The organism is Corynebacterium sp. NPDC060344, from assembly GCF_042725215.1.
Classification (GTDB): Bacteria; Actinomycetota; Actinomycetes; order Mycobacteriales; family Mycobacteriaceae; genus Corynebacterium.
Map to the genome: position 1 here is coordinate 55,341 of NZ_JBHXCS010000007.1, position 24,564 is coordinate 79,904.

The 24,564-nt window shown below is 70.9% G+C and carries 20 protein-coding genes and 1 tRNA gene; 13 read left to right on the plus strand and 8 right to left on the minus strand.

Translation table 11 applies throughout. The features are described 5' to 3' along the window. Positions 1-3: 3 nt before the first annotated feature. The gene (locus ACFWGD_RS09475; protein WP_377778420.1) at positions 4-348 is read right to left on the minus strand and encodes a hypothetical protein; all 345 of its coding nucleotides are present in this window, start codon (positions 346-348) and stop codon (positions 4-6) included. A 197-nt stretch (positions 349-545) separates the two neighbouring features. Next, complete coding sequence (locus tag ACFWGD_RS09480) at positions 546-2,147, minus strand: threonine/serine exporter ThrE family protein (RefSeq protein WP_377778421.1); 1,602 nt, start codon at positions 2,145-2,147, stop codon at positions 546-548. 122 nt (positions 2,148-2,269) lie between these two features. On the opposite strand from ACFWGD_RS09480, the gene ACFWGD_RS09485 reads away from it, so the two are divergent. The 6 genes from ACFWGD_RS09485 (at position 2,270) to ACFWGD_RS09510 (ending at position 8,880) form a co-directional block, all read left to right on the plus strand. Then, positions 2,270-2,345: transfer RNA gene (locus tag ACFWGD_RS09485), tRNA-Thr, on the plus strand. A 344-nt stretch (positions 2,346-2,689) separates the two neighbouring features. Further along, a complete protein-coding gene (locus ACFWGD_RS09490; protein ID WP_377778422.1) occupies positions 2,690-4,564 on the plus strand; it encodes an AMP-binding protein in 1,875 nt (624 codons plus the stop codon). A gap of 187 nt (positions 4,565-4,751) precedes the next feature. Further along, complete coding sequence (locus ACFWGD_RS09495) at positions 4,752-5,498, plus strand: hypothetical protein (RefSeq protein ID WP_377778423.1); 747 nt, start codon at positions 4,752-4,754, stop codon at positions 5,496-5,498. A gap of 167 nt (positions 5,499-5,665) precedes the next feature. Then, positions 5,666-6,088 (plus strand): low molecular weight phosphatase family protein, encoded by a 423-nt coding sequence (locus ACFWGD_RS09500; protein ID WP_377778424.1) that lies wholly within the window; start codon positions 5,666-5,668, stop codon positions 6,086-6,088. Between the two features lie 79 nt (positions 6,089-6,167). Continuing rightward, on the plus strand, positions 6,168-7,010 hold the full coding sequence (locus ACFWGD_RS09505; protein ID WP_377778425.1) for a PaaI family thioesterase: 843 nt from the start codon (positions 6,168-6,170) through the stop codon (positions 7,008-7,010). 133 nt (positions 7,011-7,143) lie between these two features. Next, on the plus strand, positions 7,144-8,880 hold the full coding sequence (locus ACFWGD_RS09510) for a pyruvate dehydrogenase (RefSeq protein WP_377778529.1): 1,737 nt from the start codon (positions 7,144-7,146) through the stop codon (positions 8,878-8,880). A 35-nt stretch (positions 8,881-8,915) separates the two neighbouring features. Here ACFWGD_RS09510 and ACFWGD_RS09515 read toward each other — a convergent pair whose 3' ends face one another. The 3 genes from ACFWGD_RS09515 to ACFWGD_RS09525 are packed head-to-tail and all read right to left on the minus strand — an operon-like array spanning position 8,916 to position 11,346. Continuing rightward, positions 8,916-9,716: an esterase/lipase family protein gene (locus ACFWGD_RS09515; protein ID WP_377778426.1), complete on the minus strand. Its 801-nt coding sequence runs from the start codon at positions 9,714-9,716 to the stop codon at positions 8,916-8,918. Further along, the gene (locus ACFWGD_RS09520) at positions 9,713-10,936 is read right to left on the minus strand and encodes an esterase/lipase family protein (RefSeq protein ID WP_377778427.1); all 1,224 of its coding nucleotides are present in this window, start codon (positions 10,934-10,936) and stop codon (positions 9,713-9,715) included. Before ACFWGD_RS09520 ends, ACFWGD_RS09515 begins: the two co-directional genes overlap by 4 nt. Beyond that, positions 10,936-11,346, minus strand: a complete 411-nt coding sequence (locus tag ACFWGD_RS09525; RefSeq protein ID WP_377778428.1) for an HIT family protein — start codon at positions 11,344-11,346, stop codon at positions 10,936-10,938. Before ACFWGD_RS09525 ends, ACFWGD_RS09520 begins: the two co-directional genes overlap by 1 nt. Before the next feature lie 251 nt (positions 11,347-11,597). Between ACFWGD_RS09525 and ACFWGD_RS09530 the strand changes: the two genes are divergently transcribed. The 7 genes from ACFWGD_RS09530 to ACFWGD_RS09560 all read left to right on the plus strand — a co-directional run bounded on the left by ACFWGD_RS09530 (position 11,598) and on the right by ACFWGD_RS09560 (position 22,369). Then, the gene (locus ACFWGD_RS09530) at positions 11,598-12,677 is read left to right on the plus strand and encodes a hypothetical protein (protein WP_377778429.1); all 1,080 of its coding nucleotides are present in this window, start codon (positions 11,598-11,600) and stop codon (positions 12,675-12,677) included. 1,555 nt (positions 12,678-14,232) lie between these two features. After that, positions 14,233-15,519 carry a phosphoribosylamine--glycine ligase gene (gene purD / locus ACFWGD_RS09535; protein ID WP_377778430.1) on the plus strand — a complete coding sequence of 429 codons (1,287 nt, stop codon included), beginning with the start codon at positions 14,233-14,235 and terminating at the stop codon, positions 15,517-15,519. A gap of 99 nt (positions 15,520-15,618) precedes the next feature. Next, positions 15,619-16,797, plus strand: coding sequence for a pyridoxal phosphate-dependent aminotransferase (locus ACFWGD_RS09540; RefSeq protein WP_377778431.1), 1,179 nt, complete (start codon positions 15,619-15,621; stop codon positions 16,795-16,797). Positions 16,798-16,833: 36 nt separating this feature from the next. Then, complete coding sequence (purB, locus tag ACFWGD_RS09545) at positions 16,834-18,264, plus strand: adenylosuccinate lyase (protein ID WP_377778432.1); 1,431 nt, start codon at positions 16,834-16,836, stop codon at positions 18,262-18,264. A gap of 339 nt (positions 18,265-18,603) precedes the next feature. Continuing rightward, on the plus strand, positions 18,604-19,662 hold the full coding sequence (locus tag ACFWGD_RS09550; RefSeq protein ID WP_377778433.1) for an iron ABC transporter substrate-binding protein: 1,059 nt from the start codon (positions 18,604-18,606) through the stop codon (positions 19,660-19,662). Further along, entirely contained in the window at positions 19,659-21,242 is a 1,584-nt protein-coding gene (locus tag ACFWGD_RS09555; RefSeq protein ID WP_377778434.1) for an ABC transporter permease, read from the plus strand. The genes ACFWGD_RS09550 and ACFWGD_RS09555 overlap by 4 nt, the downstream gene beginning before the upstream one ends. Beyond that, the gene (locus ACFWGD_RS09560) at positions 21,239-22,369 is read left to right on the plus strand and encodes an ABC transporter ATP-binding protein (RefSeq protein WP_377778436.1); all 1,131 of its coding nucleotides are present in this window, start codon (positions 21,239-21,241) and stop codon (positions 22,367-22,369) included. The genes ACFWGD_RS09555 and ACFWGD_RS09560 overlap by 4 nt, the downstream gene beginning before the upstream one ends. Here the strand turns inward: ACFWGD_RS09560 and ACFWGD_RS09565 are convergent. From ACFWGD_RS09565 to ACFWGD_RS09575, 3 genes are read right to left on the minus strand one after another with little or no spacing between them, the layout of a single operon-like run. Further along, positions 22,366-23,004: a CoA transferase subunit B gene (locus ACFWGD_RS09565; protein ID WP_377778437.1), complete on the minus strand. Its 639-nt coding sequence runs from the start codon at positions 23,002-23,004 to the stop codon at positions 22,366-22,368. The two genes, ACFWGD_RS09560 and ACFWGD_RS09565, sit on opposite strands and share 4 nt — an antisense overlap. Beyond that, positions 23,001-23,783, minus strand: coding sequence for a CoA transferase subunit A (locus ACFWGD_RS09570; RefSeq protein WP_377778438.1), 783 nt, complete (start codon positions 23,781-23,783; stop codon positions 23,001-23,003). The genes ACFWGD_RS09565 and ACFWGD_RS09570 overlap by 4 nt, the downstream gene beginning before the upstream one ends. Continuing rightward, the gene (locus ACFWGD_RS09575; RefSeq protein ID WP_377778439.1) at positions 23,768-24,541 is read right to left on the minus strand and encodes a 3-hydroxybutyrate dehydrogenase; all 774 of its coding nucleotides are present in this window, start codon (positions 24,539-24,541) and stop codon (positions 23,768-23,770) included. Before ACFWGD_RS09575 ends, ACFWGD_RS09570 begins: the two co-directional genes overlap by 16 nt. Between the last annotated feature and the right edge of the window lie 23 nt (positions 24,542-24,564).

Consider the following 24,564-nt stretch of genomic DNA (forward strand, 5'->3'; position numbering starts at 1 on the left):
GGGTCACGCCTTCTTCGTGGTCTTCTTGGCGGTGGCCTTCTTGGCCGTCTTCTTGGTCGCCTTCTTCGCCGTCGTCTTCTTCGAGGTGGCCTTCTTGGCCGCCTTCTTCGTCGACTTGCGGGTGCGCTTGGCGGTCTTCGGGGCCGTGGCCTCGAGGTGCTCCTCGTGGACCTTGCGGTAGCTCAGGCCCTCCGGCTCGACGCCGAGCATGCACATGAGGGTGACGCAGTCGTGGAAATCATCGGAGAACGTCGCGACGATCTGCCGCGCGCCCGCCGCCGTCTCGGCCTCGACCTGGTGCAGTGCCTCGTTCTGGGCGGTGCGGGTGTCGGTGACCTTGGGTGGCACGGATCCTCCTGGCTCGTGGCGGGCTGTGTGGGTGTGGTGTGGGTGCTCGAGCGTTCTGGCGCGCGCGCCGGTTTCGCGACGTGCACCGTAAGCGTTCGGGGGCCGGTCGGCCGCCTCGCCGGTCGCCCCATACAGGCAATCCAGTGTACCAAGGCGGCCGCCGAAGGGTGAGCCGGGCCGGAGGCGCCCGGCGGGGCTCACCAGTCCAGGCTCTCGTCCCCGGGGGCGCGGCCGTAGCGGCGGCCGAACTTGGCGCGGGCGCTGCGGCTGAGCCGGGTGCGGCCCTCGACGGGATTGGCCGTCCCGTTGGGGGAGTCGGTGCCGGCGGCGTGCCTGCGGCGGCGGCGCTGGACCTTCGGGCGCTTGACGTCGCCGTGGCGGATCAGGCGCGGCGGGCGGCGCATCTGGCGGGCCATCCATTCGCCCAGCGCAATGCCGGCGGCCAGCGCGGTGGCGGTGCCCAGTGCGGCGGCCAGGGCGGTGAAGCCGGTCAGCGGCTGCCCGTTGAGCAGCGCGTGCAGGCCGCGGTAGATGGACATGCCGGGCAGGAACGGCGTGACGCCGGCGATGGCGGTGACCAGCGGCGGGATGGAGGAGCGGCGGGAGAGCAGGCCGCCGGCCAGGCCGACGGCGGTGGCCGCGGCGCCGGCGGCGGCGACCGGGTTGACGCCGGCGGGCAGCAGCAGCCAGTAGTAGAGGATGGAACCCAGCAGCGCCGTGGCCCCGGAGACGCCGAGCGCCTTCCACCCGGCGTTGGAGGCCAGGGCGAAGCCGACGCTGGCGAACGTGCCGGCCAGGACGCGCACCGTGGATTCGGCGAAGTTGGGGTCCGAGGCGACGCTGATCGGCGGCAGGGCGATGCCGATGAAGGCCGTGACCTCGAAGCCGATGGCGATGCCCGCGACGATGCCGCCGGTGAGCAGCATGGTGTCGAAGAACCGGGCCGAGCCCGTCACGGGTGCGCCGGTGATCCCGTCCTGCAGCGATTGCACCAGGGTGAGGCCGGCGAGCATGACGATGATGCCCGACGCGATAATTCTCGACGGCTGCAGCTCGATGCCCACGTACGCCGATCCGGCATACGCCAGCGCCGCGGTGAACGTGGCCAGGAAACCGCCGGTGGCGTTCTGGAAGAACGGCGGCAGCGCGCGGACGTTGAGCTCGCCGATCGTGGCGACGATGACCGCCGTGACCACCGCCGCGATCACCGCGACCAGAGGTCCGCCGCCGAGCAGCACCGACACCGATGCCGCCATCGCGGCCCACCCGAGGTAGATGATCCGCAGCCGGTAGAGGGGTGGTGCGGCCTCGATGGCGTCGGCCCGCTCGACGGCGTCGTCAAGCGACACCTGCCCGCCGCGGATCGCCCGCAGCAGGGCATCGACCCGGCGCAGGCGGTGGAAGTCGACGGCCGGCGCATCGACGACGCGCATGGCCGTCACCGGCGTCCGGCGGGCGCCGATGAGGTGGTAGACCGTCACCGACGTCAACGTGATGTCGACCTGCACGCGCGTGAGGCCATACGCCGACGTCACCGCCTTGATCTGCAGGGCCGTATCCGAATTGCCCGTGCCGCAGGACAGCAGCAGGCCGCCGAGCTGCGCCGCGAGGTCGAGGACCGAGGTGACCTGGTCGGGATCGGTGTAATCGATCGGCGCCAGGGGCAGCGGGGTCCGCGTCGACTGGACCAGGTCCACCGTCGACTGCGGGCCGAACAACGCCCCGCGCACCTTCGTCCGCAGCTTCCCCGCGAATCCGGGGACCGCCGCGGCCGTGGTCGCCTGCTGCTCCTCTGCCATGATCCTCCCGTCGAGTCCCGCGCGGTTGCCGCGCCGCGGGGAGTCTACATGCGAGTTCGCCCGCGTACACGCGCCGGTGCGTGTCCGGGACGGCGAGGCGACGGGGTAGAATCCCGAGCCATGCCGGAGTGGCGCAATTGGTAGCGCGCCCGCCTTGTAAGCGGATGGTTGTGGGTTCGAGTCCCATCTCCGGCCCCAATCGTGGAGACATTGCGCAGGCCAGGACGTTCAGCGTCCTGGCCTGCGGTCGTCGGTGGTGGTGGGCGGCGGTGGTGGTTGGCGGCGGGGTGCCGGGAGCTCGGGATGTGGGCGGCACCCCCGCGGGGCGGTGGGCGTCGCGAAGCAAAAACCGCGTGACCTGGGGCGCGCCCAAACTAAACCGTTAATAGTGATTCACCCCCGCAGGTATTTCGGTCGGCGAAACCTTGCCCGTTAATGGCGATTCACGCAATACTGTGGCCCACGCAACACATGTGATCCAGGCCACGATTCCGGCCCACCGCTCCCGCGCACCCCGCCGCTCCCACGCACAAGGACCCGACATGAACGCTCCCGTTTCCCCCGCCCCCGGTCTCGACCGCACCGTCCATCCCGGCGCCCCGCACCAGCCGCACCATCCGAAGAGGGTGCGCGCGCTGTCGCAGGACGACGAACGCTTGTCGACGCCCGGCCACACCCGCGACAGCGAAGCATTCCGGGCGGCGCGCGACACTCTGCTGGCCACCCGCGCCGATTACGACGGTGCGCGCGACGCCTTCGAGTGGCCCGAACTCGAGGACTTCAACTGGGCGCTGAACTGGTTCGACGTCATCGCGTACCACAATCCCGAGCCCGCCCTGTGGATCGTCGAGCCCGACGGCTCCGAGGCGATCTACTCCTTCGACCTCATGCGCCGCCGCTCGAATCGCGTGGCCAACCACCTGCGCGGGCTGGGCATCGGCCGCGGCGACCGGATCATGCTCATGCTCGACAACCAGGTCGAGCTGTGGGAGACGCTGCTCGCCGCGATGAAGCTCGGCGCCGTGGTCAGCCCCGCTTCCATTCAGTTGCCCGCCGCGGAGACCCCGGAGCGGCTGGAGCGCGCGCGGATCAAGATGGTGGTCACCTCGCGGCGCTACCTCGACCGCTTCGCCGACGTCTCCGAGGGCGACGACGTCATCCTGCTCGCCGCCGACGAGGACGAGGAGCCGATCACCGGCGACGGCCGCATGCCCACGATCCCGGTGCTCAACTTCCACGACGCCTACATCGCCTCCGACGAGTTCGAGGCCGACGGCCCGACCCGCCCCGACGACCTGCTGCTGCTCTACTTCACCTCCGGCACGACGTCGAAGCCGAAGCTGGTCGCCCACACCCACGCCAGCTACCCGGTGGGCACGCTGACCACGATGTACTGGCTGGGCGTGCAGCCCGGCGACGTGCACATGTCCATTTCGCAGCCGGGCTGGGCCAAGCACTCGTGGTCGCAGGTGTTCGCGCCGTGGTCGGCGGAGGCGTGCATCTTCATCTACAACACGGACCGTTTCGACGCCGCCGCGCTGATGGGCCAGCTCGACCGCTGCGGCGTGGACACGTTCTGCGCGCCGCCGACGGTGTGGCGCATGTTCATCCAGGCGGACATGACGGGCATGTCGCGCGTGCCCCGCGAGGCCCTCGGCGCCGGCGAGCCGCTGAATCCCGAGGTGATTTCGCAGGTCGAGCGGGATTGGGGCGTGACCATCCGCGACGGTTACGGCCAGACCGAGACCACGGCCCTGGTGTGCAACTCGCCGGGCCAGAAGGTCCGCCCCGGGTCGATGGGCCGCCCCTGCCCGGGCGTCGACATCGTGCTCGTCGACCCGGAGACCGGCGAGCTGGTCGACGACGGCGAGATCTGCGTGGTCATGGACGGCCATCCGCTGTTCCTCACGCCGGGCTACCACGAGGACGAGGCGAAGACCGGCGCCGTCATGTTCGACGGGCACTATCACACGGGCGACCGCGGCATCCGCGACGAGGACGGCTACATCACCTTCGAGGGCCGCATCGACGACGTGTTCAAGGCGTCGGACTACCGCATTTCGCCGTTCGAGTTGGAGTCGGTGCTGCTGGAGCATCCGGCGGTTGCCGAGGCCGCGGTCATCCCGTCGCCGGATCCGCTGCGCCTGGCGGTGCCCAAGGGCGTCGTCCGCCTGGCGGCCGGTGCGGAGGAGAACCTGGACACCGCGAAGTCGATCATGGCGCACACCGCCGATCGCCTCGCCGGTTTCAAGCGCGTCCGCCGCCTGGAGTTCGCCGATGACCTGCCCAAGACCGCGTCGGGCAAGATCCGCCGCGTCGAGCTGCGCAACAGCGAGCTGGCCCGGCCGGAGCCCGAGACCGATCCGAAGGCGCCCGTCGAGCTGCGCCGCGAGCGGGAGTACTGGGAAAAGGACTAGAACTTTCCTGCTTTGCGACGGCCCGCGCCCCCGTCGTCCCCGGTTCATCCCCGGGGCGCCGGGGGCGTTGCGCTGTCGTCACAACTGTCACATCAGTCCCATGCGTCCCAATTGTGGAGTATGATGGCATGTGCTCAATGGGGCGCCCCGACGGCGTCCCGCACAAGACGAGTTCCCGGGAGGGCGCATGTCGGACCACACTTTCGCCAGGCAGTCGATGACCATTCCGGCCGACGATGCCCGGGGCGGACGGCGTCGTCGCAAAGCGACCACCGTCGCCGGCGCGGCGCTGGGCGCGCTCGTGCTCGCCGGGGGAGGGTTCTTCGCCGGCGCCGCCGTGGCCGGATCGGGCGACGGGGCCACGGACATCGCGTACGAGTCGGCGTTCTTCGGCTCGGCGTCGCTGGGCTCCGGGTCGCTGGGGTCGTCGTCGGGGCGCGATGAGCCGGCCCCCGAAGATGGCGAGACGGGCGCGGGCGAGGACGCTGTGGACCGCTCCGCGGATGGCGCCGGCGCCACCACTGCCGACACGTCCGAGGCCGCCGACGCCGACGCCGAGGCGCCGTCCCCGGAGGCGGGCAAGAGCAGTGGCCGCACCGGCTACGCCGTGCGCGGCGACGTCGTCGAGATCGAGGGCGAGGACGTCCTGGTCTGCGCCACCGGCAATGGTCTGGGGCTCAGCCACGTCGGCGTGACCCTGGCGGCCGGCGCCGACGGCGAGGCGACCCGCGCGGAGGCGGACCGCCTGTGCGGCGAGGCGTTCCGCGTCATGGGCGCGCTCGTGCTCGGCGATCCGGGCGGCGACCTGCTGGGGACCTCCCGCGACATCACGGTGTCCGACCGCGGCTACCAGTGCCGCCCGGTCGCCGAGAAGGTGCTGCGCTGCACCGGCGACGACGGCTCGCTGGTCACGCTCTGGTCGGCCGCTCCCTAGCCACTCCTTGGCCACTCCCCGCACCGCGCGGATGCTCCCCCGGACAAAAGCACCTATGCTGGGGGCGATGTCGGAGGGGCGCTCGAGGGCCTCTGCAAGGCGCCGCTCCCTCCATTGCCGTGGCGCCGCCGTGCGCCCGTGCGGGAACAGGGAAGGCAGGGTGGCGAATGTCGGAGATATTGTACGTCAGTGGGGCGAACATGGGGATGTCGCGCATCGCCGAGGGCCTGACGCGCCACGTCGCGCCGGATGTGACCGTGTATTCCGCGGGCATCGACGTCGATCCCGGCCACCGCGGCGTCGACGAGGATGCGCGCCGGGCCTGCGCCGAGATCGGCGCCCGCTGCGACGGTGATCCGCTGCAGTTGACGCCGTCGCTGGCCGACCGCGCGGACGTGGTGGTCATCCTCGGCAACATCGACGTCTCGGACCACGTCGCGCCGGACGTCGACACGCAGCGCTGGGACATCCGCGACCCCGCCGACGACGGCGTGGAGGGCGTGGACAGGTACCGGCTGCTTCGCGACGACCTGCGCATCCGCATCCTCGCCGTCCTCGAGGAACTCGGCGAGGCCCCGAAGGCGCTGTAAGGTCCGGCCGTCTCCGCAGGAACAACTCCGTCCGCCCCACTGCAGCGGCGCGCGGTTGCGCCGCCTAGTGTTGGTAGGCATGAAAATAGGACCGTCTCTTCGCCGCACCCTCGTCAACGCCGCGGGGACGTCGCTGACGCCGAATCGCCTGCGCCACCTGCTCAACGCGTGGCCGCCGCTGGCGGCGATGGGCATCCGCATCACGCACATCGCGGACGACTGGTCGCGCGGCCGCCTGGACCTGCGGCTCAACCGCCTCAACGCGAACATGCACGGCGCGGCCTTCGGCGGCACGCTGTTCTCCATGACCGACGTGCTCTTCGGCACGCTGGTCATGCAGCGCCTGGGCGTCGACCGTTACGAGGCCTGGACCCGCACCGGCTCCTTCGAGTACATCCAGCCCGGCCGCCGCGGCGCCTACCTGGAGGTCGAGGCCTCCGACGAGCTCATCGCGCAGATCCTCGACGAGACCAAGGGCGGGTTTTCCACGGTCGTGCCCTACACCTCCGTCATCCGCGACCGCGATGGCGGGATCGTGGGCATCGGGCAGCAGGACCTGTACGTGCGGGCGCGGGGGATCGGCAAGCCGCCGGCGAATCCGGCGCAGATCGAGCACGTCGCCGGCTCCAACCTCATCGCCGCCGGCCGCACCCTCGCCCGGCTGGGGCTGCGCGGACCGGAGCACCGCGAGCGCCTCACCGAGCACGAGCGCGTCGCCCGCCGGTGCGTGCGCCCCGAGGCCCGCGCCGTCGCCTGGCTCGACGGGGTGCTCGACCTGGGCGAGGTGACCGTCGACGATTACCGCGCCGCCGGCCTGCCGGGCGTCGTCATCGAGGCGCTCACCGCCGAGCGCCCCTCGGCCGCGGCGATGTCGCTGCGCGCCGAGGTCGTCGAGGCCCGGGAGTCGCTGGGCAAGTACTGACGCCCGCCTGCACCGCCCCGCCGCCGGGAGTACCGTGGCGAACACCGTTGAATCGCGGTCACCATCGTTGGCCGGTTTCGGCGGCGCACGACGGCAGCAGATGAACGACGGAAGGTGGTTCGGCGTGAGCGGGATGAAGGGCAATTACGCGCGGCAGTTGGTGGAGACGCTGGCGGCGCAGGGGGTGCGCCGCATTTACGGGCTGGTGGGCGACAGCCTCAACCCGGTCGTCGACGCGGTGCGCCTCAACGACGACATCGAGTGGATCCACGTCCACAACGAGGAGTCCGCCGCCTTCGCGGCCGGCGCCGAATCGCTGATCACCGGCGAGCTCGCCGTGTGCGCGGCGTCGTGCGGCCCCGGCAACACGCACCTGATCCAGGGGCTTTACGACGCCCACCGCAACGGCGCCAAAGTCCTGGCCATCGCCTCGCACATCCCATCGCCCATGATCGGCTCCTCCTTCTTCCAGGAGACCCACCCCGAGCTCATCTTCCAGGAGTGCTCGGGCTACTGCGAGATGGTCAACTCCGCGGAGCAGGGCGCGAAGATCCTGCACGGCGCCATCCAGTCGACGATGGCCGGCAATGGCGTGTCCGTGCTGGTCATGCCCGGTGATCTCGCGTCGGAGGATGCCGTGGCCGCTCCCGCGCTGGGGTCGAAGGTGGTGGCGGCCGGGGGCGTCGTCAAGCCGGACCCGTCCCAGGTCGACGACCTGGCCCGGGCCATCAACGACGCGGAGACGGTGACCTTCGTGGTCGGCGCGGGCGCCGCCGGTGCTCGCGATGATGTCCTGGAGCTGGCGCGCAGGCTCAAGGCGCCGGTCGGGCATTCGCTCGGCGGCAAGGAGATCATCCAGCACGACAACCCGCACGACGTGGGCATGTCCGGGCTGCTCGGCTACGGCGGGCTGCAGAAGGCGATGGACGACTCCGACCTGCTCATCATGATCGGCACCGACTTCCCGTACACGGATTTCCTGCCGAGCGACAACGTCGCGCAGATCGACGCCAACGCCGCCAACCTCGGCCGCCGCACCACCGTGGCGCATCCCGTGCACGGCGACGTCGGCGAAACCGTCCGCGCCCTGCTGCCGCTGGTCGCCGAGAAGAACGACGACTTCCTGGTCAAGATGCTGCGCCACCACGAGCGCGAACTCGAGCACGTCATCGAGGCCTATACCCACGACGTCGAGGACAAGACGCCCATCCACCCGGAGTACGTCGCCCGCGTCCTCGACGAGCTTGCCGACGACGACGCCGTGTTCACCGTCGACACCGGCATGTGCAACGTGTGGGCCGCCCGCTACATCACCCCGAACGGCCGCCGCCGCGTCCTCGGGTCGTGGCGCCACGGCACCATGGCCAACGCGCTGCCGCACGCCATCGGCGCGCAGGCGCCCGACCGCGGCCGACAGGTCATTTCGATGTCCGGCGACGGCGGCCTGGCCATGCTGCTCGGCGAACTGCTCACCGTGCGGCGCTCCGGGCTGCCGGTGAAGACGGTGGTGTTCAACAACTCCTCGCTGGGCATGGTCAAGCTGGAGATGCTCGTCGAGGGCATGCCCGACTACGGCACCGACCACGACGACGTCGACTACGCCGCCGTCGCCTCCGCCCTGGGCATGCGGTCGGTGCGCATCACCGACCCGAAGCGGCTGCGCCAGCAGCTCGCCGACGCGCTGTCCCACGACGGGCCCGTGCTCGTCGACGTGGTCACCGACCCCGACGCGCTGTCGATGCCGCCGGAGATTTCGCTGGAGCAGGTCGCCGGGTTCACCAAGGCGTCCGTGCGCACCGTCCTCGACGGCGGCGTGGGCAAGATGGTCGAGCTCGCCCGGGCCAACCTGCGCAACATCCCGCGGCCGTAGGGGAAGGCGGAGGGGAGTAGCTCAGCTCAAGAAACTCAGCCCAGCAGCTCCGCGATCAGTGCGGCGACGCCGCGATCGTGGGGCTGCCGGTGGTGGGGCACTCCGCGGCCGAGGCGCTCCTCCAGCCTGATGACGGTGGCGCCCGGATACTCGTCCGGCGTCAGCGCGCAGTCGCCGGGCACGATGCGGTCGGCGTCGGTGATCAGGTCGAACCACTGCGGCAGCGCCGCATCGGGGAACTCACGCGCGGCCCGCACCACCTCCGGCACGCCGCCATCGCCGGCGAGCAGTTCGTCGCGCAGCCTCATCTGATCGGCCAGCGCCGGCCCGAACGTCGCCCTGACCAGCGGCATCGGCACCCCGCGCGGCCCGCGCACGCCACGGTGCGAACCGGAAAGGCAGATGACGCGGCGGACGGAGGCGTCGTCAAGCACGGGACCGTCCCCCAGCACCGGCCGGCCCCGCAGCATCCCCGCGACCATCAGCCCCGCCAGCAGGCCGCCCTGCGAATGCCCGACCAGATCCACGCGATCGGCGCCCGTGGCCCGCAGCGTCGCGCGAACGATGCCGGTGACCTCCGCCAGATTCGCGGCCAGCGGCGCCGTGCCGCGATCACCGTAGGTCGGCGTGACGACGACCCTTCCCCCGCCCAACAACCCCTCCGCCAGCGCACCCCAATTGCCGCCGTTGGCGACCGTCCCGTGGAGGCAGACCACCGGCGGGGCGGGAGGGGGCGTTGGGTGGTCGGGCGCTGGATGGTCGGGCGGGCCTCCCACGTCGAGCACCCCGGCGGGGATGAACCCCGTCGGCGGGAACTTCAGCAGCAGGGGCTTCACTGCTCGGGGGCGTCGGTTTCGTTGGGGGCGTCAGTGGTGGCGTCGCGCTTCGAGGGGGCGCTGCTTGAGGTGGCGGTGTCGTCGTCAAGCTCTGTGTCATCGTCACCGCCGCGGCCCCACTTGAACTTGGTGCCGTTGCCCTTCGACTCCGCCAGCTGCTGCAGGCCCGACAGGCCGGCGCGCTCGGCCCAATCGGAGAAACCCTCCCGGTACATGAACGCCGACAGCAGGGAGGCGAAGCTGGTGAGGTTCGCGGCGTCATCGTCGCCGTTGCCGTTATCCCCGCTGCCGCCACCGGCACCGACTCCGTCGAGGAGGCCCTCTTCGCCGAGCTCCTCGCGTGCCGCATCCGCGCGGGCATCCGAGCTGGAGCCGCCTCGCGAGCCGCCGGCCCCGCCGTCACCGTCGCCGTCATCCCCGTCTGCGACGAACGCGCCGCCCGAGAACGACTCGTTGACCAGCTGCAACAGCTGCTCGCGCACCAGCGCCCGGACGCGGCGGTCGGTGGCGACGTGCTCATGCATGACCACCGCCTGCGGGAAACGGTCCTGCACCCAGATGTTGTCGACCGCCCCGCTGCCGCCATCGTCGAGGAAACACGACGACGGCGGGCTGATCAGCTGATCCGTGCGGCTGGCGATGCACGTGTACGTCACGCCCGGCGCCGTGACGTCGCGGCGCGCGATGTCCTCCAGCAGCGGCGAGCCCGTCAGCTGCTCGATGCCCGACTGCCCCCAATACGACTGCACGAAGTTGTTGACCAGCGACTTCGTGCCCGGGATCTTCAGCAGCCCCGCCGCCACCCCGCCCAGCGACGTCCCGTGGTTCGGCGCCGCCAGGCACACGACGTGGCGGGTGAACTGGGGGTCGCGGAACGACAGCAGCGTCGCCAGCAGACCGCCCTGCGAATGCCCGACGATGATCGCCCGCCGGCCGCCGGTGGCCACCAGCACCTGCCGGATGTACGCCGCCAGCTGGTCCATCGAGTCCGTCAGCGGCCCCGTCGCCCGGTACCCGTAGTCCGGGGCGAACACCGCCCAACCGTCCTTGCGCAGCTCGGCGCCGAGGTCCTCCCACACGCCCTTGGCGTGGCCGGTGCCGTGGATGAGCACGATCGGCCACGGGCGTTTCGGCGACAGCGTCGCGCGCCAGTCGTCCTCGAAGATCCCGCGCCGCGTGCGGTACGTGGCGTAGGGGACTTGCGGGGTGTCGTCGGCCATTACGCCAGGTCCGTGGTTCCCAGTGCGGCGCGGAGCTTGTCGGCGGCCTCGTCCATTTTCGCGGGGTCGGGGTCGCGGTCGATGGTGGAGAAGTCGTAGCCGCTCATGTCCGACGCCGGGAAGACGTGGATGTGGGCGTGCGGCACCTCGAAGCCGGCGATGAGGTAGGCGGCGCGCGGGGCGTCGAACGCCTCGACGACGGCCTTGCCCACCTTCTGCGCGACCTCGTTCAAGTGTGCCCACAGTGCCGGGTCGGCGTCGGTCCACTTGTCCACTTCCTCGACGGGAATGACCAGCGTGTGGCCGTAGGCGACGGGTTCGATGGTCAGGAACGCGACCACCTTCTCGTCGCGGTAGACGAAGCGGCCGGGCAGTTCGCCGTTGATGATCTTCGTGAAGACGGTGCTCATGCCGCCCAGGGTAGCGGCCAACCCGGATGACCCGCAGGGGAAAGGTTGTGCACAGGGCCCGGGTTCTCCACAGCTTGACGACGCCCACCTCCTCCACCACCGCCCTCCATCCCCGCCTTCGGCGACACTGGTGCAGGGGCGGGGAGCGCACCGCGGGAAGACACGGAGTGGGGGACACGACCATGGGGGAGAGGGCAATGGGGAATTCGGCGGCGGGGGAACCGGCGGTCGGGGATGACCGAAGGAGCGGTGTGGGCGAAGGGGGTGGGAGGGTGGCGTCGTCAAGCAATGATGAGGTGCCCCGGACCTGGCCGCCGCCACCGTGGACCGTGCCGCGCACGCGCGCCGAGATGATCGCCGGGCACGGCATTGGCGCCGAACGATCGTGGACCCGCGTGCGGCAAGGGATGTACCTGCCGCGCGACGTCGACGTGACGCCGCAGGTCACGGCGCTGGCGGAAGTGCGAGCGCGGCCGTCGGCGACACTGTCCGGCGCGACCGCCGCCCGCGCCTGGGGGCATCCGTGGGTCGCCGCGTGCGTGCCCGAGATCGTGCTCGTGCCCCGTGTGCCAGCGGAGGCGTCGAAACGTGCCGCTGCCGGCGGTCAGGGCGACGGGATCACCGTCATCACGAGCAGCCGGCGGCCCGTCCACGGGACCGAACGATGTGTGCTGTCCATCGATGCCGCGGCAGCAGGCGCGAAGGGTGGCAGCGCGAATGGTGGAGGTGCGGAGGTGAGCATCCCGATCGCGTCGGTCGTCGACGTCACCATCGACTGCGTGGCCGCCCTGCCTGACGACGAGGCCATCGCCTTCCTCGACGGCGCTCTCCGCGCCTGGGGCATCGGCGATCAGCTGCGCACGTGGGCCGGCAGTAGCCGTCGGGCGGGTGCGAAACGCATGCGCGAACTGCTGGACTGGGCCGACTGGCGCGCCGAGTCGCGGCCCGAGAGCCTCCTGCGCACCAAGCTCCGGCGCGCCGGGCAGGGGCAATGGGTGCCGCAGTTCATGGTGAACGTCGCGAGCGGAAAAAGGTGGGTTGACCTGGGGGATCCCGACTACCGCATCGACCTCGAGTTTCTCGGGCAGGGGCATTGGCAGGACGCCGAAGCGCGGCGCGCCGATGCACAGCGCGTCAACGAGCTGCGCGAGGTCGGCTGGACCATCATCGAGGTGACGATCCTCGACGTGTTCCGCGATTTCGACCAGCTCCTCGAGCGCATCGAGCAGCATCGCCGACGCATCGACGCCGAGCGGGCGCGGGATCTCGCATGGCGCCGCAACAAGACCGTCGAGGCGGCACGGAGGATCGTCAATCGCTGGTTCTCGTGATCGGGGCGGTGTCGAGGCGCGGATTGGCGACCGCGTCGACGCTGGTAGTGACCATTTCTGCGGTTCGAAAACGCGAAGCTCGCCGTATGGCGCTGTGCCGGACTGTCGGCTCGCCCTCGACCGAACGTTCGATGCGAGGGGTTAATGCCGTTGCGGGGCCTTCACGCGCGATTTTCGGCATGTGCTCCACTTAGGGCTTCACATAGAACGATTGGAGAGCTCAACGGATTCAATTTCCTGCACTTCATGGTGATCCGGAGGGGCACCGATGCTCTGAGGTTGAATTTTGAAGGGTGCTTTTCTTCAAGTTCAGAGTTTTCGTGACCGTTAAGGGGCGCACGAAAACTCGGAAATTGAATTCAGGCGTTTTCAGGGTCGTCGGATGGTCTGGGTCGCGCCTCGGGAGGGGCTCGCGGAGGGCACGTGAGGTGGCTGGGCGGCTCGATGGGCACGGGTCGGCGAGAGCTTGGCGCGACTCGGGGCAGAACGTTCGCGCGCGGGGTGCCGGCGGAGGGGTCTGGGTTGGTGCGGGGAGGCTTGGGGAGTTGCTGGGAGTTGGCGCGCGGGGTGCCGGCGGAGGGTTGGGGAGTTGGGGGGAGGAGGGTTGAGGAGTTGGTGCGGGGAGGGTTGAGGGTGGCGTGGGGAGTGCGGCCGGTGCGCGGGGAAGAGGGCCGGGATCGGCGAATCACATTCGTGACATTCGCGGAACGGGGGTAATTTTCGGCCGAATTTTCAGGCCTCGATTCGCGTGCTTTACGACGTCCCGCGCCCCACTTTTTCGATCATCCGATTGATTTCCGGTGTGACGGATGTGAACTGGAAACGAAAGCGATTACCGATTTCGGGGGTGTCCGCACGGGCGGGTTCTTCGGGAAATCCATGGAAACCGCACCGAAACTGCGCCAGTTCGGGGCTTGACGTGCGCGGATGGCGATCATCGATTATTGCGCAAGGGTGGCGTGGCAAGGGCGCGGGCGGTCGACTGTAAAGCGGGGGTAATCGACCGCTCCGATCGGATGCGCGGATTAATCGCCCTGGCGAAAATTGTCCGCGGGGTGAGCCCGTGGGGCGGTCGAGGTAAGAGGGCCGCGAAGGGTGCGAATCGCCCCCGCCGGACACGGCCGGGCCCCGAAACATGGTGGTCACGGTGGTGTTCGGCGGGGACGAGGGGGAGGGGACGCACCCGCGCTTCGGGGGGAATTGCAGCGCTGTCCCCGGCAATCGACCGAGCATCGGACCCGGCATACCGGGCACCGGACGGTCGGCGCGAGGGGAGAGCGCGGCAACCGAAGGCCCGACCGGCATCCGGGAACGATGGGGGCATTCCGCCGGATGCGGGAATCGGGCACCGCTCACCCCCGCGAGATCGGCCGCCCGCGCCGCGCATGGGGGAGGGAGCGTGCGCGGGCGGCCAGAAGAAAAGGACGCCGCACATTCAGGCCCTGCACTCACCGGCCGCCGGGAGAGGAGGGGCGGAATGGGGTGGAGGTGGACGTCGCAAAGCAATGGGGTGGTGCGAAATGTGGGCCGCGACCTGGTGCGTAGAATCGCGGGCATGCGCATCCTCGTTATCGGTTCCGGTGCCCGCGAGCACGCCCTCCTCCATTCCATGAGCAAGGACCCGCAGGTCGGCGAGTCCGATCTGCACGTCGCGCCGGGCAATGCCGGCATGTCCGAGTTGGCCACGATGCATCCGGTGAAGGTCGACGACCCCGCCGCGTGCGTGGCGCTGGCCGATGAGATCGCCCCGGACCTGGTCGTCATCGGCCCGGAGGTTCCGCTGGTCGCGGGCGTGGGCGACGCGCTGCGCGACAAGGGCTACGCGGTGTTCGGGCCGAACAAGGATGCCGCGCGCATCGAGGGGTCGAAGGCGTTCGCGAAGGACGTCATGGCGGCGGCGAACGTCAAGACCGCCCACGCCGAGGCGATCCAGCCGGGCGCCTCGGACGCCGACATCGATGCGGCCATCGACCGTTTCGGCCCGACCTGGGTGGTCAAGGACGATGGTTTGGCCGCGGGCAAGGGCGTCGTGGTCACGCCGGACCGCGCGGAGGCCCGGGCGCATGCCGCCGATGTCCTCGCCGCGGGCAACCCGGTGCTGCTGGAGTCCTTCCTCGATGGCCCCGAGGTCAGCCTGTTCTGCCTGGTCGACGGCGAAACGGTCGTGCCGCTGCAGCCGGCGCAGGACCACAAGCGCGTCGGCGACAACGACGAGGGCCCCAACACCGGCGGCATGGGCGCCTACGCCCCGCTGGAGTGGCTGCCGGCCGACGGCGTGCAGCGCATCGTCGACGAGGTCTGCGTGCCGGTGGCCAAGGAGATGGTCGAGCGCGGCTGCCCGTTCCAGGGCCTTCTTTATGCGGGGCTGGCGTGGGGCGCGGATGGCCCGTCGGTGGTCGAGTTCAATTGCCGTTTCGGTGACCCGGAGACGCAGGCGGTGCTGGCGCTGCTCGAGTCGCCGCTGGCCCAGGTCCTCCACGCCGCGGCAACGGGCACGCTGGCCGAGCAGCCCGAGCTGCAGTGGCGCGACGGGTACGCCTTGACGGTGGTGCTCGCGGCCCACGGTTACCCGCAGGACACCCGCACGGGCGACGCCGTCACGGGTGCGCAGCCGGGCCGCGAGGACGAGGGCGTGCTCCACGCCGGCACGGCGCTCGACGCCGACGGCACCATCGTTTCCGCAGGTGGCCGCGTGCTCAACGTCGTCGGCGTCGGCGACACGCTGGAGCAGGCCCGCGAGCGCGCGTACGCGGTGCTGCCGACCCTGGGCCTCGACGGGTCGCATTACCGCACGGACATCGCGCTGCCGGCGGTGGAGGGCCGCATCACCATCCCCGGCTAGGCGGGTGCGGCACGCGCCGCTTCTGCTTTGCGACGCCCCCGCGCACAGGTCGGAAGGTCTGGGCGCGGGGGCGTCGTAAAGCATGGATAAGCTGGGGCCATGATGCCTTCGACGCGCTCGGCCGTTGCCCCGTTCCATGTCATGGACGTGCTGGCGGCGGCGCAGGAAAGGCAGCGCAGCCACGGTGACGCGCTGTTCCTGTGCGCGGGGCAGCCGTCGACGCCTGCGCCGCGGCGGGCGCTGGAGGCCGTGCGGGATGCGGTGGGGGCGCAGATCCTGGGGTACACCGAGGCGACGGGGATTCCCGAGCTCAAGCGGGCCATCGCCGACGACCACAACCGGCGGATGGGGCTGCGCGGGGGAGCCGGGCAGGTGGCGCCGCAGGTGGCGCCCGAGGATGTGGTGGTGACGACGGGATCGTCGGGAGGGTTCGTCACCCTGTTCCTGGCGGCGCTGGATCCCGGCGACGACATCGTGCTGGCGCGGCCCGGCTACCCGGCGTACCGGAACACGCTCGGCGCGCTCGGGGCCAACGTCGTCGAGATCGACTGCGGGCCGGAAACGCGGTTCCAGCTCACCGTCGAACTGCTGGAGGGGCTGGAGCGGGTGCCGAGGGCGGTGATCGTCACCAGCCCGGACAACCCGACGGGCACGATCATCGACGGCGACGAGCTCGGCCGGATCGCCCGCTGGTGCGAGGCCAACGACGTCCTGCTGGTCAGCGACGAGATCTACCACGGCATTTCCTTCGGCCGCGAGTGCGTCAGCGCCCGGGAGTTCAGCGACGCCGCCGTCGTCGTGGGCTCGGTGAGCAAGTACCACTCGATGACGGGGTGGCGCGTCGGCTGGCTGATCATCCCCGAATGGCTGCGCGGCCCGTGCGACCGGCTGGCGGCAAACCTGACCGTGTGCCCGCCGGCGGTGTCGCAGTTCGCGGCGATCGAGGCGTTTCACCCGGAGTCCATCGCCGAGCTCGACGGGCACGTGCGCCGCTACGCCGCCAACCGCGAGCTGCTCATCGAGCGCCTGCCCGAGGCCGGCTTGGGCACCTTCGCCCCGCCGGACGGGGGCTTCTACATATACGCCGACGTGTCGCACCTGACGGACGACTCGCTGACGTGGGCGCGGCAGCTTCTCGACGCCACCGGGGTCGCCGTCGCGCCGGGCATCGACTTCGACACCGCCGCAGGTCACCACTGGGTTCGCCTGTGCTTCGCCGGGTCGACGGAGGACATGGCGGAGGCGTGCCGGCGGATCGGGGAATTCACCGGGCGGTAATCCGCGCGATCCGGGGCTCGTGGAATACTTGGGTCCGTGGCCAACAAGAAGAAGATCGCAAACGTCCTGGCAAACCGCTACGCGTCCGCGGACCTCGCGGAACTGTGGAGCCCCGAGCACAAGATCATCCTGGAGCGGCGGCTGTGGATCGCCGTGCTCAAGGCGCAGGCGGCGCGCGGCATCGAGGTGCCGGAGGGCACCGTGGAAAAGTACGAGGCCGTCATCGACCAGGTGGACCTCGACTCCATCGCCGAGCGCGAGCGCGTCACGCGCCATGACGTGAAGGCCCGCATCGAGGAGTTCTGCGCCCTGGCGGGCACGGAGCACATCCACAAGGGCATGACCAGCCGCGATCTGACGGAGAACGTCGAGCAGCTGCAGATCCTCCAGTCGCTGCGGGCCGTGCGCGACAAGGCCGTCGCCGTCGCCGCCCGCACCGCCGAGAAGGCCGCCGCGTACCAGTCGCTGGTCATGGCGGGCCGCTCCCACAACGTCGCCGCGCAGGCCACCACGCTGGGCAAGCGCTTCGCGTCGGCCGCCGACGAGATGCTGCTGGGCATCGAGCGCGTCGAGGGGCTCATCGATCGCTACCCGCTGCGCGGCATCAAGGGCCCGATGGGCACCGCGCAGGACATGTTGGATCTGCTCGACGGCGACGAGGCCGCGCTGGCCTCGCTGGAAACCGAGATCGCCGAGGGCCTCGGCTTCTCCCGCGTCTTCGACTCCGTCGGCCAGGTCTACCCGCGCACCCTCGACTTCGACGCGCTGTCCGCGCTCGTCGAGCTCGGCGCCGGCCCGTCGTCGCTGGCCACCACCATCCGCCTGATGGCGGGCAATGAGATCGTCACCGAGGGCTTCAAGGAAGGCCAGGTTGGATCCTCGGCCATGCCGCACAAGATGAACGCCCGTTCGTGCGAGCGCGTCACCGGCTTCCAGGTCATCCTGCGCGGTTACATGACCATGCTCTCCGAGCTCGCCGGCAACCAGTGGAACGAGGGCGACGTCTCCTGCTCCGTGGTCCGCCGCGTCGCGCTGCCGGATGCGTTCTTCGCCATGGACGGCATGTTCGAGACCTTCCTCACCGTCCTCGACGAGTTCGGTGCGTTCCCGGCCATGATCGACCGCGAGCTGGAGCGCTACCTGCCGTTCCTGGCCTCCACGAAGGTGCTCATGGCCTGCGTGCGCGCCGGCGTCGGCCGCGAAGAGGCCCACGAGGTCATCAAGGAGCACGCCGTCGGATCCGCCCTGGACATGCGCGAAAAGGGCGCCGAGCAGTCGCTCGTCGAGCGTCTCGCCGCCGACTCCCGCATCCCGCTCGACGAGGAGGGCCTGCGCGCCGCGCTGGCCGACCGCCACGCCTTCATCGGCGCCGCGGAATCCCAGGTCGATCGTGTGGTGGCGCGGGTGAACGAGCTCGTCGAGAAGCATCCCGAGGCCGCGGCCTACGCACCCGGGGACATCCTCTAAACCGGAGATTCTTCTGGTCCGCCGACCAACGGGGTACCCCCGCATCTCCCCCGAGGAGTGCGGGGGTTGTCCTATCTGTGCACGTGCCATGCAAGGAAGCGTTGGCGAAAGTCCAGGTCGATGCCAGTTCCGGGGTGAGGCGATGACCGGGCGGAATATCCCGTGGGGGTTCCGTGCAGGGCCCTTGGCAAGATGAATGGCTTCAGGTTAGCCTTACTTCGGCTTGCTGGACGCTGTTCAATTTTTGCACTGCCGGTGCAACGACACCGCGTCCGGCATGTCCAGCACTTCCAGCACTGCCACCGACACCACCGACTCCACCGTAAAAGAGGTTCTTTGATGCGCTTCACCACGCGCCTGACCGCCGCCGCCGTCGCGGTCTGCGGTCTCGCCGCCGGCCTGGTCGCCTGCGGCACGGACGACGACACCACCGCCGCCGGCCAGGGCTCGTCGCCCGCCGATGGCCCGCTGGTCATCTACTCCGGCCGCAGCGAGGACCTGGTCGCGCCGCTGATCGAGGACTTCGAGGAGGAAACCGGCATCGACGCCGAGGTCCGCTACGGCAAGACCTCCGAGCAGGCCCAGCTGCTGCTCACCGAGGGCGACAACACCCCGGCGCACGTCTTCTTCTCCCAGGAGGCCGGCGCGCTCGGCCTGCTGCAGGACAAGGGCATGCTCGCCGACATGCCGAAGGACCTGATGGACAAGGTCCCGGCCGGCTTCTCCTCCGAGGAGGGCAAGTGGGTCGGCGTCACCGGCCGCGCCCGCGTGGTGGCCTACGACAAGGACACCGTCGACGAGGCCGACGCCCCGGCGACCGCCGCCGACATGGTCGACCCGAAGTGGAAGGGCAAGATCGCCGTCGCCCCGGGCAACGCCTCCTTCCTGTCCTTCGTCACCGCCATGCGCGTGGCCGAGGGCGAGGACGCCGCCCGCGAGTGGCTGGAGAAGCTCGCCGCCAACGAGCCGAAGACGTACGAAAAGAACGGTGACGTCCTCGAGGCCGTGAACACCGGCGAGGCCGAGGTCGGCCTGATCAACCACTACTACTGGTACTCCGCCGCCGCCGAGCAGGGCGCCGACAACATGCGCGCGCAGCTGAAGTTCGGCGCCGACGGCGACCTGGCCGCGCTGGTCAACGCCACCGGTGCGGGCATCCTCACCGGCGGTGCGGATCGCGAGGACGCGAAGAAGTTCGTCGAGTTCCTGCTTTCCGACGCCGGCCAGAAGTACTTCGCCGACGAGACCTACGAGTACCCGCTCGTCGACGGCGTCGAGGGCCCGGAGGGCGTGCCCGCCCTGGATTCGCTGAAGGTCCCGGACGTCGACCTGTCGCAGCTCGGCACGGTCGAGGAGACCGCCGCCCTCATCGACGAGGCCGGTCTGACCGTCAATTGATCCCCGCTCCCGCCACCGTCGGCCGCCGCGCATCCGCGCGTCGGCCGTTTCGGCGTTTCCGGGGCAGGGGCACGGCCGGCTCCAATCCCGTCCTGCTGACGCTGGCGCTGCTCACCGTCGCGGTGGTGGCGACGCCACTGGTGTTCCTGCTGTCGGAGGCGCTGGCCGCTCCCGGTGACCGCATCGCGGATGCGCTGCTGCGCCCGCGGACGCTGCGGTTGACGGGCAACACGCTGGCGCTGGCGGCCGGTGCGGTGGCGGGCACGTTGCTGGTGGGCGTGCCCACGGCGTTCGCGCTGGTGCGCACGAATCTGGTGGGCCGCCGCTGGTGGCAGGTGGCGGCGTGCCTGCCGTTGGCCATCCCGTCGTATGTGGCGGGACTGGCGTGGGTCAGCGCCACGCCGCTGCGCGGGTACTGGGGTTCGCTGCTGGTGCTGGTCCTGGTGACCACGCCGTACGTCACCCTGCCGGTCGCCGCGGCGCTGCGCAGGGCGGACACGGCGGTGGAGGACGTCGCGCGGACGCTGGGCCTCGGCCCGCTGCGCGCGTTCCTGACCATGACGCTGCCGCAGATCGCCCCGGCCGCCGGCGCCGGTGCGCTGCTGGTGGCGCTGTACGCGATTTCCGAGTTCGGCGTCGTGGCCATCATGCGCTACCCGACGCTCACCCCGGCGGTGCAGACCGCCTTCGCCGGCACCTTCAACCGCGAGCTCGCGATGGTGCTGTCGCTGCTGCTGGTGGTCATGGCGCTCATCGTCGTCGCCTGCGAGCGCGCGCTGCGCCGCCCGGCCACGGCGATCCGCGTGCGCGGGGATCACGCACCGCCGGTCCGGCTGTCGCCGATGGGCCAGGCGGGGGCCTGTCTCGGCTTGGCGACGGTCTTCGTCTCCTCCGTCGGCGTCCCCGTCTACGTGCTGCTCGATCGTCTGGCGCGCAGCGTCGCCGGCCATGAGATCGAGACCGAGCGCATGCTCGCCGCGGCGCGGACGACGGTGCTCCTCGGCTTCGCCGGCGCGGCGGTGGCGACGCTGCTGGCGTTGCCGATCGGCATCCTCGCCGCCCGCCGCCGCTCGCGGGCCGTGTCCGGCCTGGAGGCCGCGACGTTCCTCGGCCACGGGCTGCCCGGCATCGTGCTGGGCCTGTCCATGGTCTACCTGGCGCTGGCCGTCGTCCCGGCGCTGTACCAGACCCTGGGACTGCTGGTCATCGCCTACGGCATCCTCTTCGTGCCCAAGGCCATGGGCTCGGTGCGCACGTCGATCGCGCAGGTCCCGGTGTCGCTGGAGGACGCCGCGCGCACGCTCGGCCGCTCGCCGTCGCGCACGTGGGTGGAGGTCACCGGCGCCCTGTCGTGGCCGGGCATCGCGGCCGGCGCGATGCTGGTGGCGCTGACGGTGATGAAGGAATTGCCCGCCACCCTGATGATGCGCCCGACCGGCGTGGATACCCTGGCCACGCGCCTGTGGCAGTTGTCCGACATCGCCGCCTACGGCGCGGCGGCCCCGTATGCCCTGATGCTCATCGCGGCCGCCGCCGTGCCCGCACTGGTGCTCGCCCGCAACCCCGGAGGAACGCGATGACAGCCTCGTCCACCACCGCCGCAGCTCCCGCCCTTTCCGTCGCCGGCCTGTGCGCCGGTTACCCGGGCGCCGTCCGCGGCGCCGCCGACGCACCGGTGCTCCACGACGTCACCCTCGACGTCCCCGAAGGCGAGCTGTTGGCGGTCCTCGGCCCCAGCGGCTGCGGCAAGACGACGCTGCTGCGGGTGCTGGCCGGCCTCATGCCCGCCACCGCGGGCACCGTCGATTTGGCGGGCCGCCGCGTGGTCGACGGCCCGTCGGGCGTGCCGCCGGAGCGCCGCCGGGTGGGGCTGGTGCCGCAGGATGCGTCGCTGTTCCCGCATCTCGACGTCGCCGACAACGTCGGTTTCGGCCTCGGCCGCCGCCTGCCGCGCCTGCCGTTCACGCGCCGCGGCCGCCGCGTCCCCGACCGGGTGATGGAGCTGCTCGAGGTCGTCGGCATCCCGGAGCTCGCCCACCGCATGCCGTCGGAGTTGTCGGGCGGCCAGGCCCAGCGGGTGTCGCTGGCGCGGGCGCTGGCCCCGGAGCCGGATCTGGTGCTGCTCGACGAGCCGTTCTCCGCCCTCGACGCGTCCCTGCGCACCCGCCTGCGCGGCGAGGTCCGCGACATCCTCGCCGCCCACGGCGCGACGGGCCTGCTGGTCACCCACGATCAGGACGAGGCCCTGTCCACCGCCGATCGCGTCGCGGTCGTCGATGCGGGCCGCGTGGTCCAGTGCGATGTCCCGCAGGAGGTCTACGCCCGCCCCGCCACCGCGTGGGTGGCCGGTTTCGTGGGCACGTGCTCGCTGTTGCGCGGCCACGCCGAGCCGGGTGGCGCGGGGGTCACGTGCCGGTTGGGGCGGGCACGTCTTGCGGTTCCGCGTGACGACGCCCCGGCGTCCGTCGTCGTCCGCCCCGAACACGTCGTGCTCCGCGCCGGTGGGGAAGCGGGGGCCGCGGGCGTGCCCGCGGAGGTCACGAGCGTCGAGTACTCCGGCCACTCCACCATGTACGGGCTGCTCGCGGGTGGGGGCGGGGACGTCGAAAAGCTCCTTGCCCGCGAGCACGGCCCGGCCCGCTTCGCCATCGGCGACCACGTGATCGCCGAGGCGGCGGCACCGCTGCACGCGGTGCCGGCGGGCTAGAGCTCGGCGGCCGTCACCGATCGCACGTGGTCGGCGCCGACCCCGGGCGCGGTCTCGACCAGGCGCAGGCGGGGGCGCGTGCCGGACCGGTCGACGTCGATGACGGCGAGGTCCGTGATGATCCGATCGACGATGTCGCGCCCGGTCAGCGGCAGCGTGCACCGCTCGACGATCTTGGGCGAGCCGTCCTTGGCCACGTGCTCCATGAGCACGATCACGCGGCCGGCGCCGTGGACCAGGTCCATCGCGCCGCCCATGCCCTTGACCATCTTCCCGGGCACCATCCAATTGGCCAGGTCGCCGTTGTCGGCGACCTGCATGGCGCCGAGCACCGCGACGTCGATCTTGCCGCCGCGGATCATGGCGAAGCTCTCGGCGGAGTCGAAGAACGACGCCCCCGGCAGCGTGGTCACCGTCTCCTTGCCCGCGTTGATCAGGTCCGGGTCGACGGCGTCGCGGGTGGGGTAGGGGCCCACGCCGAGGATGCCGTTTTCCGACTGCAGGACCACGGTGCGGCCCTCGGGGATGTGGTTGGGCACCAGCGTCGGCATGCCGATGCCCAGGTTGACGTAGGCCCCATCGGGCAGCTCGGCGGCGGCGCGGGCCGCCATCTGGTCGCGGGTCCAGCCGGTCATCGGACGGTCACCTTCTCGATTCGCTTGTCGACGTCGTGCCCGACCTCCACGATCATGTGCACGTACACGCCGGGCAGATGGACGTGGTCGGGGTCGATCTCGCCGGGCTCGACGAGCTCCTCGACCTGGGCGATGCAGACGCGCCCGGCCATGGCCGCCGGTGGGCCGAATTGGCGTGCGGCCTTGTTGAACACCAGGTTGCCGTGCCGGTCGCCGCGGGCTGCGTGGACCAGCGCGAAGTCGGTGACGATCGACTCCTCGAGGACGTAATCGACGGGCTGGCGGTGATGGGTGGCGAAGGCGCGGATCTCCTTCGGGGCCGAAGCGCGGGCCACGGTGCCCGTGGCGTCGTAAAGCATCGGGATGCCGCCGTCGGCGACCTGCGTGCCCACGCCGGTGCGGGTGTAGAACGCGGCGATGCCCGCGCCGCCGGCCCGCAGCTTCTCCGCGAGCGTGCCCTGCGGCACCAGCTCCACCTCGAGCTCGCCCTCGAGGTACTGGCGCGCGAACTCGCGGTTCTCGCCGACGTAAGACGAGGTCATCTTCCGGATCCGCTTCGCGTCGAGCAGCTTGCCCAGCCCCCAGTCGTCGATGCCGCAGTTGTTGGAGACGATGGACAGGTCGCGGGTGCCGCGCTCGAGCAGGGCCTCGATGAGGGCGATCGGGTTGCCGCAGACTCCGAAGCCGCCCACGGCAATCGACGCCCCGTCGGGGATGCCGGCGACGGCCTCGGCCGCGGTGGCGATGGTCTTGTCCAGTGCCATCAGCTCGCCGTCCATCCGCCGTCGATGGTGTAGGACGCGCCGGTGACCATGCCCGAATGGCCCGAGGCCAGCCACGTCGCCAGCGACGCGACCTCCTCCGGCTCCACCAGGCGCTTGACGGCCGATTCGGTGAGCATGATCTTCTCCACGACCTCCTCGGGGGCGATGCCGTGGATGTCGGCTTGGTCGGCGATCTGCTTTTCGACGAGCGGCGTGCGCACGTACGCCGGCTCGATGCAGTTGGACGTCACGCCGTGGGGCGCGCCCTCGAGGGCGGTGACCTTGGAGAAGCCCTCCAGCGCATGCTTGGCGGACACGTACGCCGACTTGAAGGCGCTGGCGCGGGACCCGTGGATGGACGAGATGTTGATGATGCGCCCGAAGCCGCGCTCGTACATGGCGGGCAGCGCCGCGCGGGTGAGCAGGAACGGCGACTCGACCATGAGGCGGTGGATCAGGCGCCACGCGGCCGGGTCGAACTCGTGGATGGGGGCGATGCGCTGGATGCCCGCGTTGTTCACCAGGATGTCGACGTCGAGCCGGATGTCCTCGAGCGCGGCGGTGTCGGAGAGATCGAGGGCCCAGGTGTCGCCGCCGATGCCGTCGGCAAGCGAGCGGGCCGTGTCGCCGTCGATGTCGCAGACGGTGACGTGGGCGCCCGCCCTGGCGAAGGCCCGCGCGCAGGCGGCGCCGATGCCGGACGCCGCCCCGGTGACGAGGGCCCGGCGGCCGGAGAGGTCCAGTCGGTTCGGATCGAGGGGGATGCGTGCCATGCGTGGTCCTGTCTGGTTGGTGG

Bases quoted from the DNA above. Each gene is read 5' to 3' on its own strand.
- ACFWGD_RS09500 (WP_377778424.1), top strand. From the start codon at position 5,666: ATGTCGGAGATATTGTACGTCAGTGGGGCGAACATGGGGATGTCGCGC.
- ACFWGD_RS09570 (WP_377778438.1), bottom strand. From the start codon at position 23,783: ATGGACGGCGAGCTGATGGCACTGGACAAGACCATCGCCACCGCGGCC.
- ACFWGD_RS09565 (WP_377778437.1), bottom strand. From the start codon at position 23,004: ATGACCGGCTGGACCCGCGACCAGATGGCGGCCCGCGCCGCCGCCGAG.
- ACFWGD_RS09510 (WP_377778529.1), top strand. From the start codon at position 7,144: ATGAAGGGCAATTACGCGCGGCAGTTGGTGGAGACGCTGGCGGCGCAG.
- purD (WP_377778430.1), top strand. From the start codon at position 14,233: ATGCGCATCCTCGTTATCGGTTCCGGTGCCCGCGAGCACGCCCTCCTC.
- ACFWGD_RS09560 (WP_377778436.1), top strand. From the start codon at position 21,239: ATGACAGCCTCGTCCACCACCGCCGCAGCTCCCGCCCTTTCCGTCGCC.
- ACFWGD_RS09540 (WP_377778431.1), top strand. From the start codon at position 15,619: ATGATGCCTTCGACGCGCTCGGCCGTTGCCCCGTTCCATGTCATGGAC.
- ACFWGD_RS09575 (WP_377778439.1), bottom strand. From the start codon at position 24,541: ATGGCACGCATCCCCCTCGATCCGAACCGACTGGACCTCTCCGGCCGC.
- ACFWGD_RS09505 (WP_377778425.1), top strand. From the start codon at position 6,168: ATGAAAATAGGACCGTCTCTTCGCCGCACCCTCGTCAACGCCGCGGGG.
- ACFWGD_RS09490 (WP_377778422.1), top strand. From the start codon at position 2,690: ATGAACGCTCCCGTTTCCCCCGCCCCCGGTCTCGACCGCACCGTCCAT.
- ACFWGD_RS09550 (WP_377778433.1), top strand. From the start codon at position 18,604: ATGCGCTTCACCACGCGCCTGACCGCCGCCGCCGTCGCGGTCTGCGGT.
- ACFWGD_RS09495 (WP_377778423.1), top strand. From the start codon at position 4,752: ATGTCGGACCACACTTTCGCCAGGCAGTCGATGACCATTCCGGCCGAC.
- ACFWGD_RS09480 (WP_377778421.1), bottom strand. From the start codon at position 2,147: ATGGCAGAGGAGCAGCAGGCGACCACGGCCGCGGCGGTCCCCGGATTC.
- ACFWGD_RS09520 (WP_377778427.1), bottom strand. From the start codon at position 10,936: ATGGCCGACGACACCCCGCAAGTCCCCTACGCCACGTACCGCACGCGG.
- ACFWGD_RS09525 (WP_377778428.1), bottom strand. From the start codon at position 11,346: ATGAGCACCGTCTTCACGAAGATCATCAACGGCGAACTGCCCGGCCGC.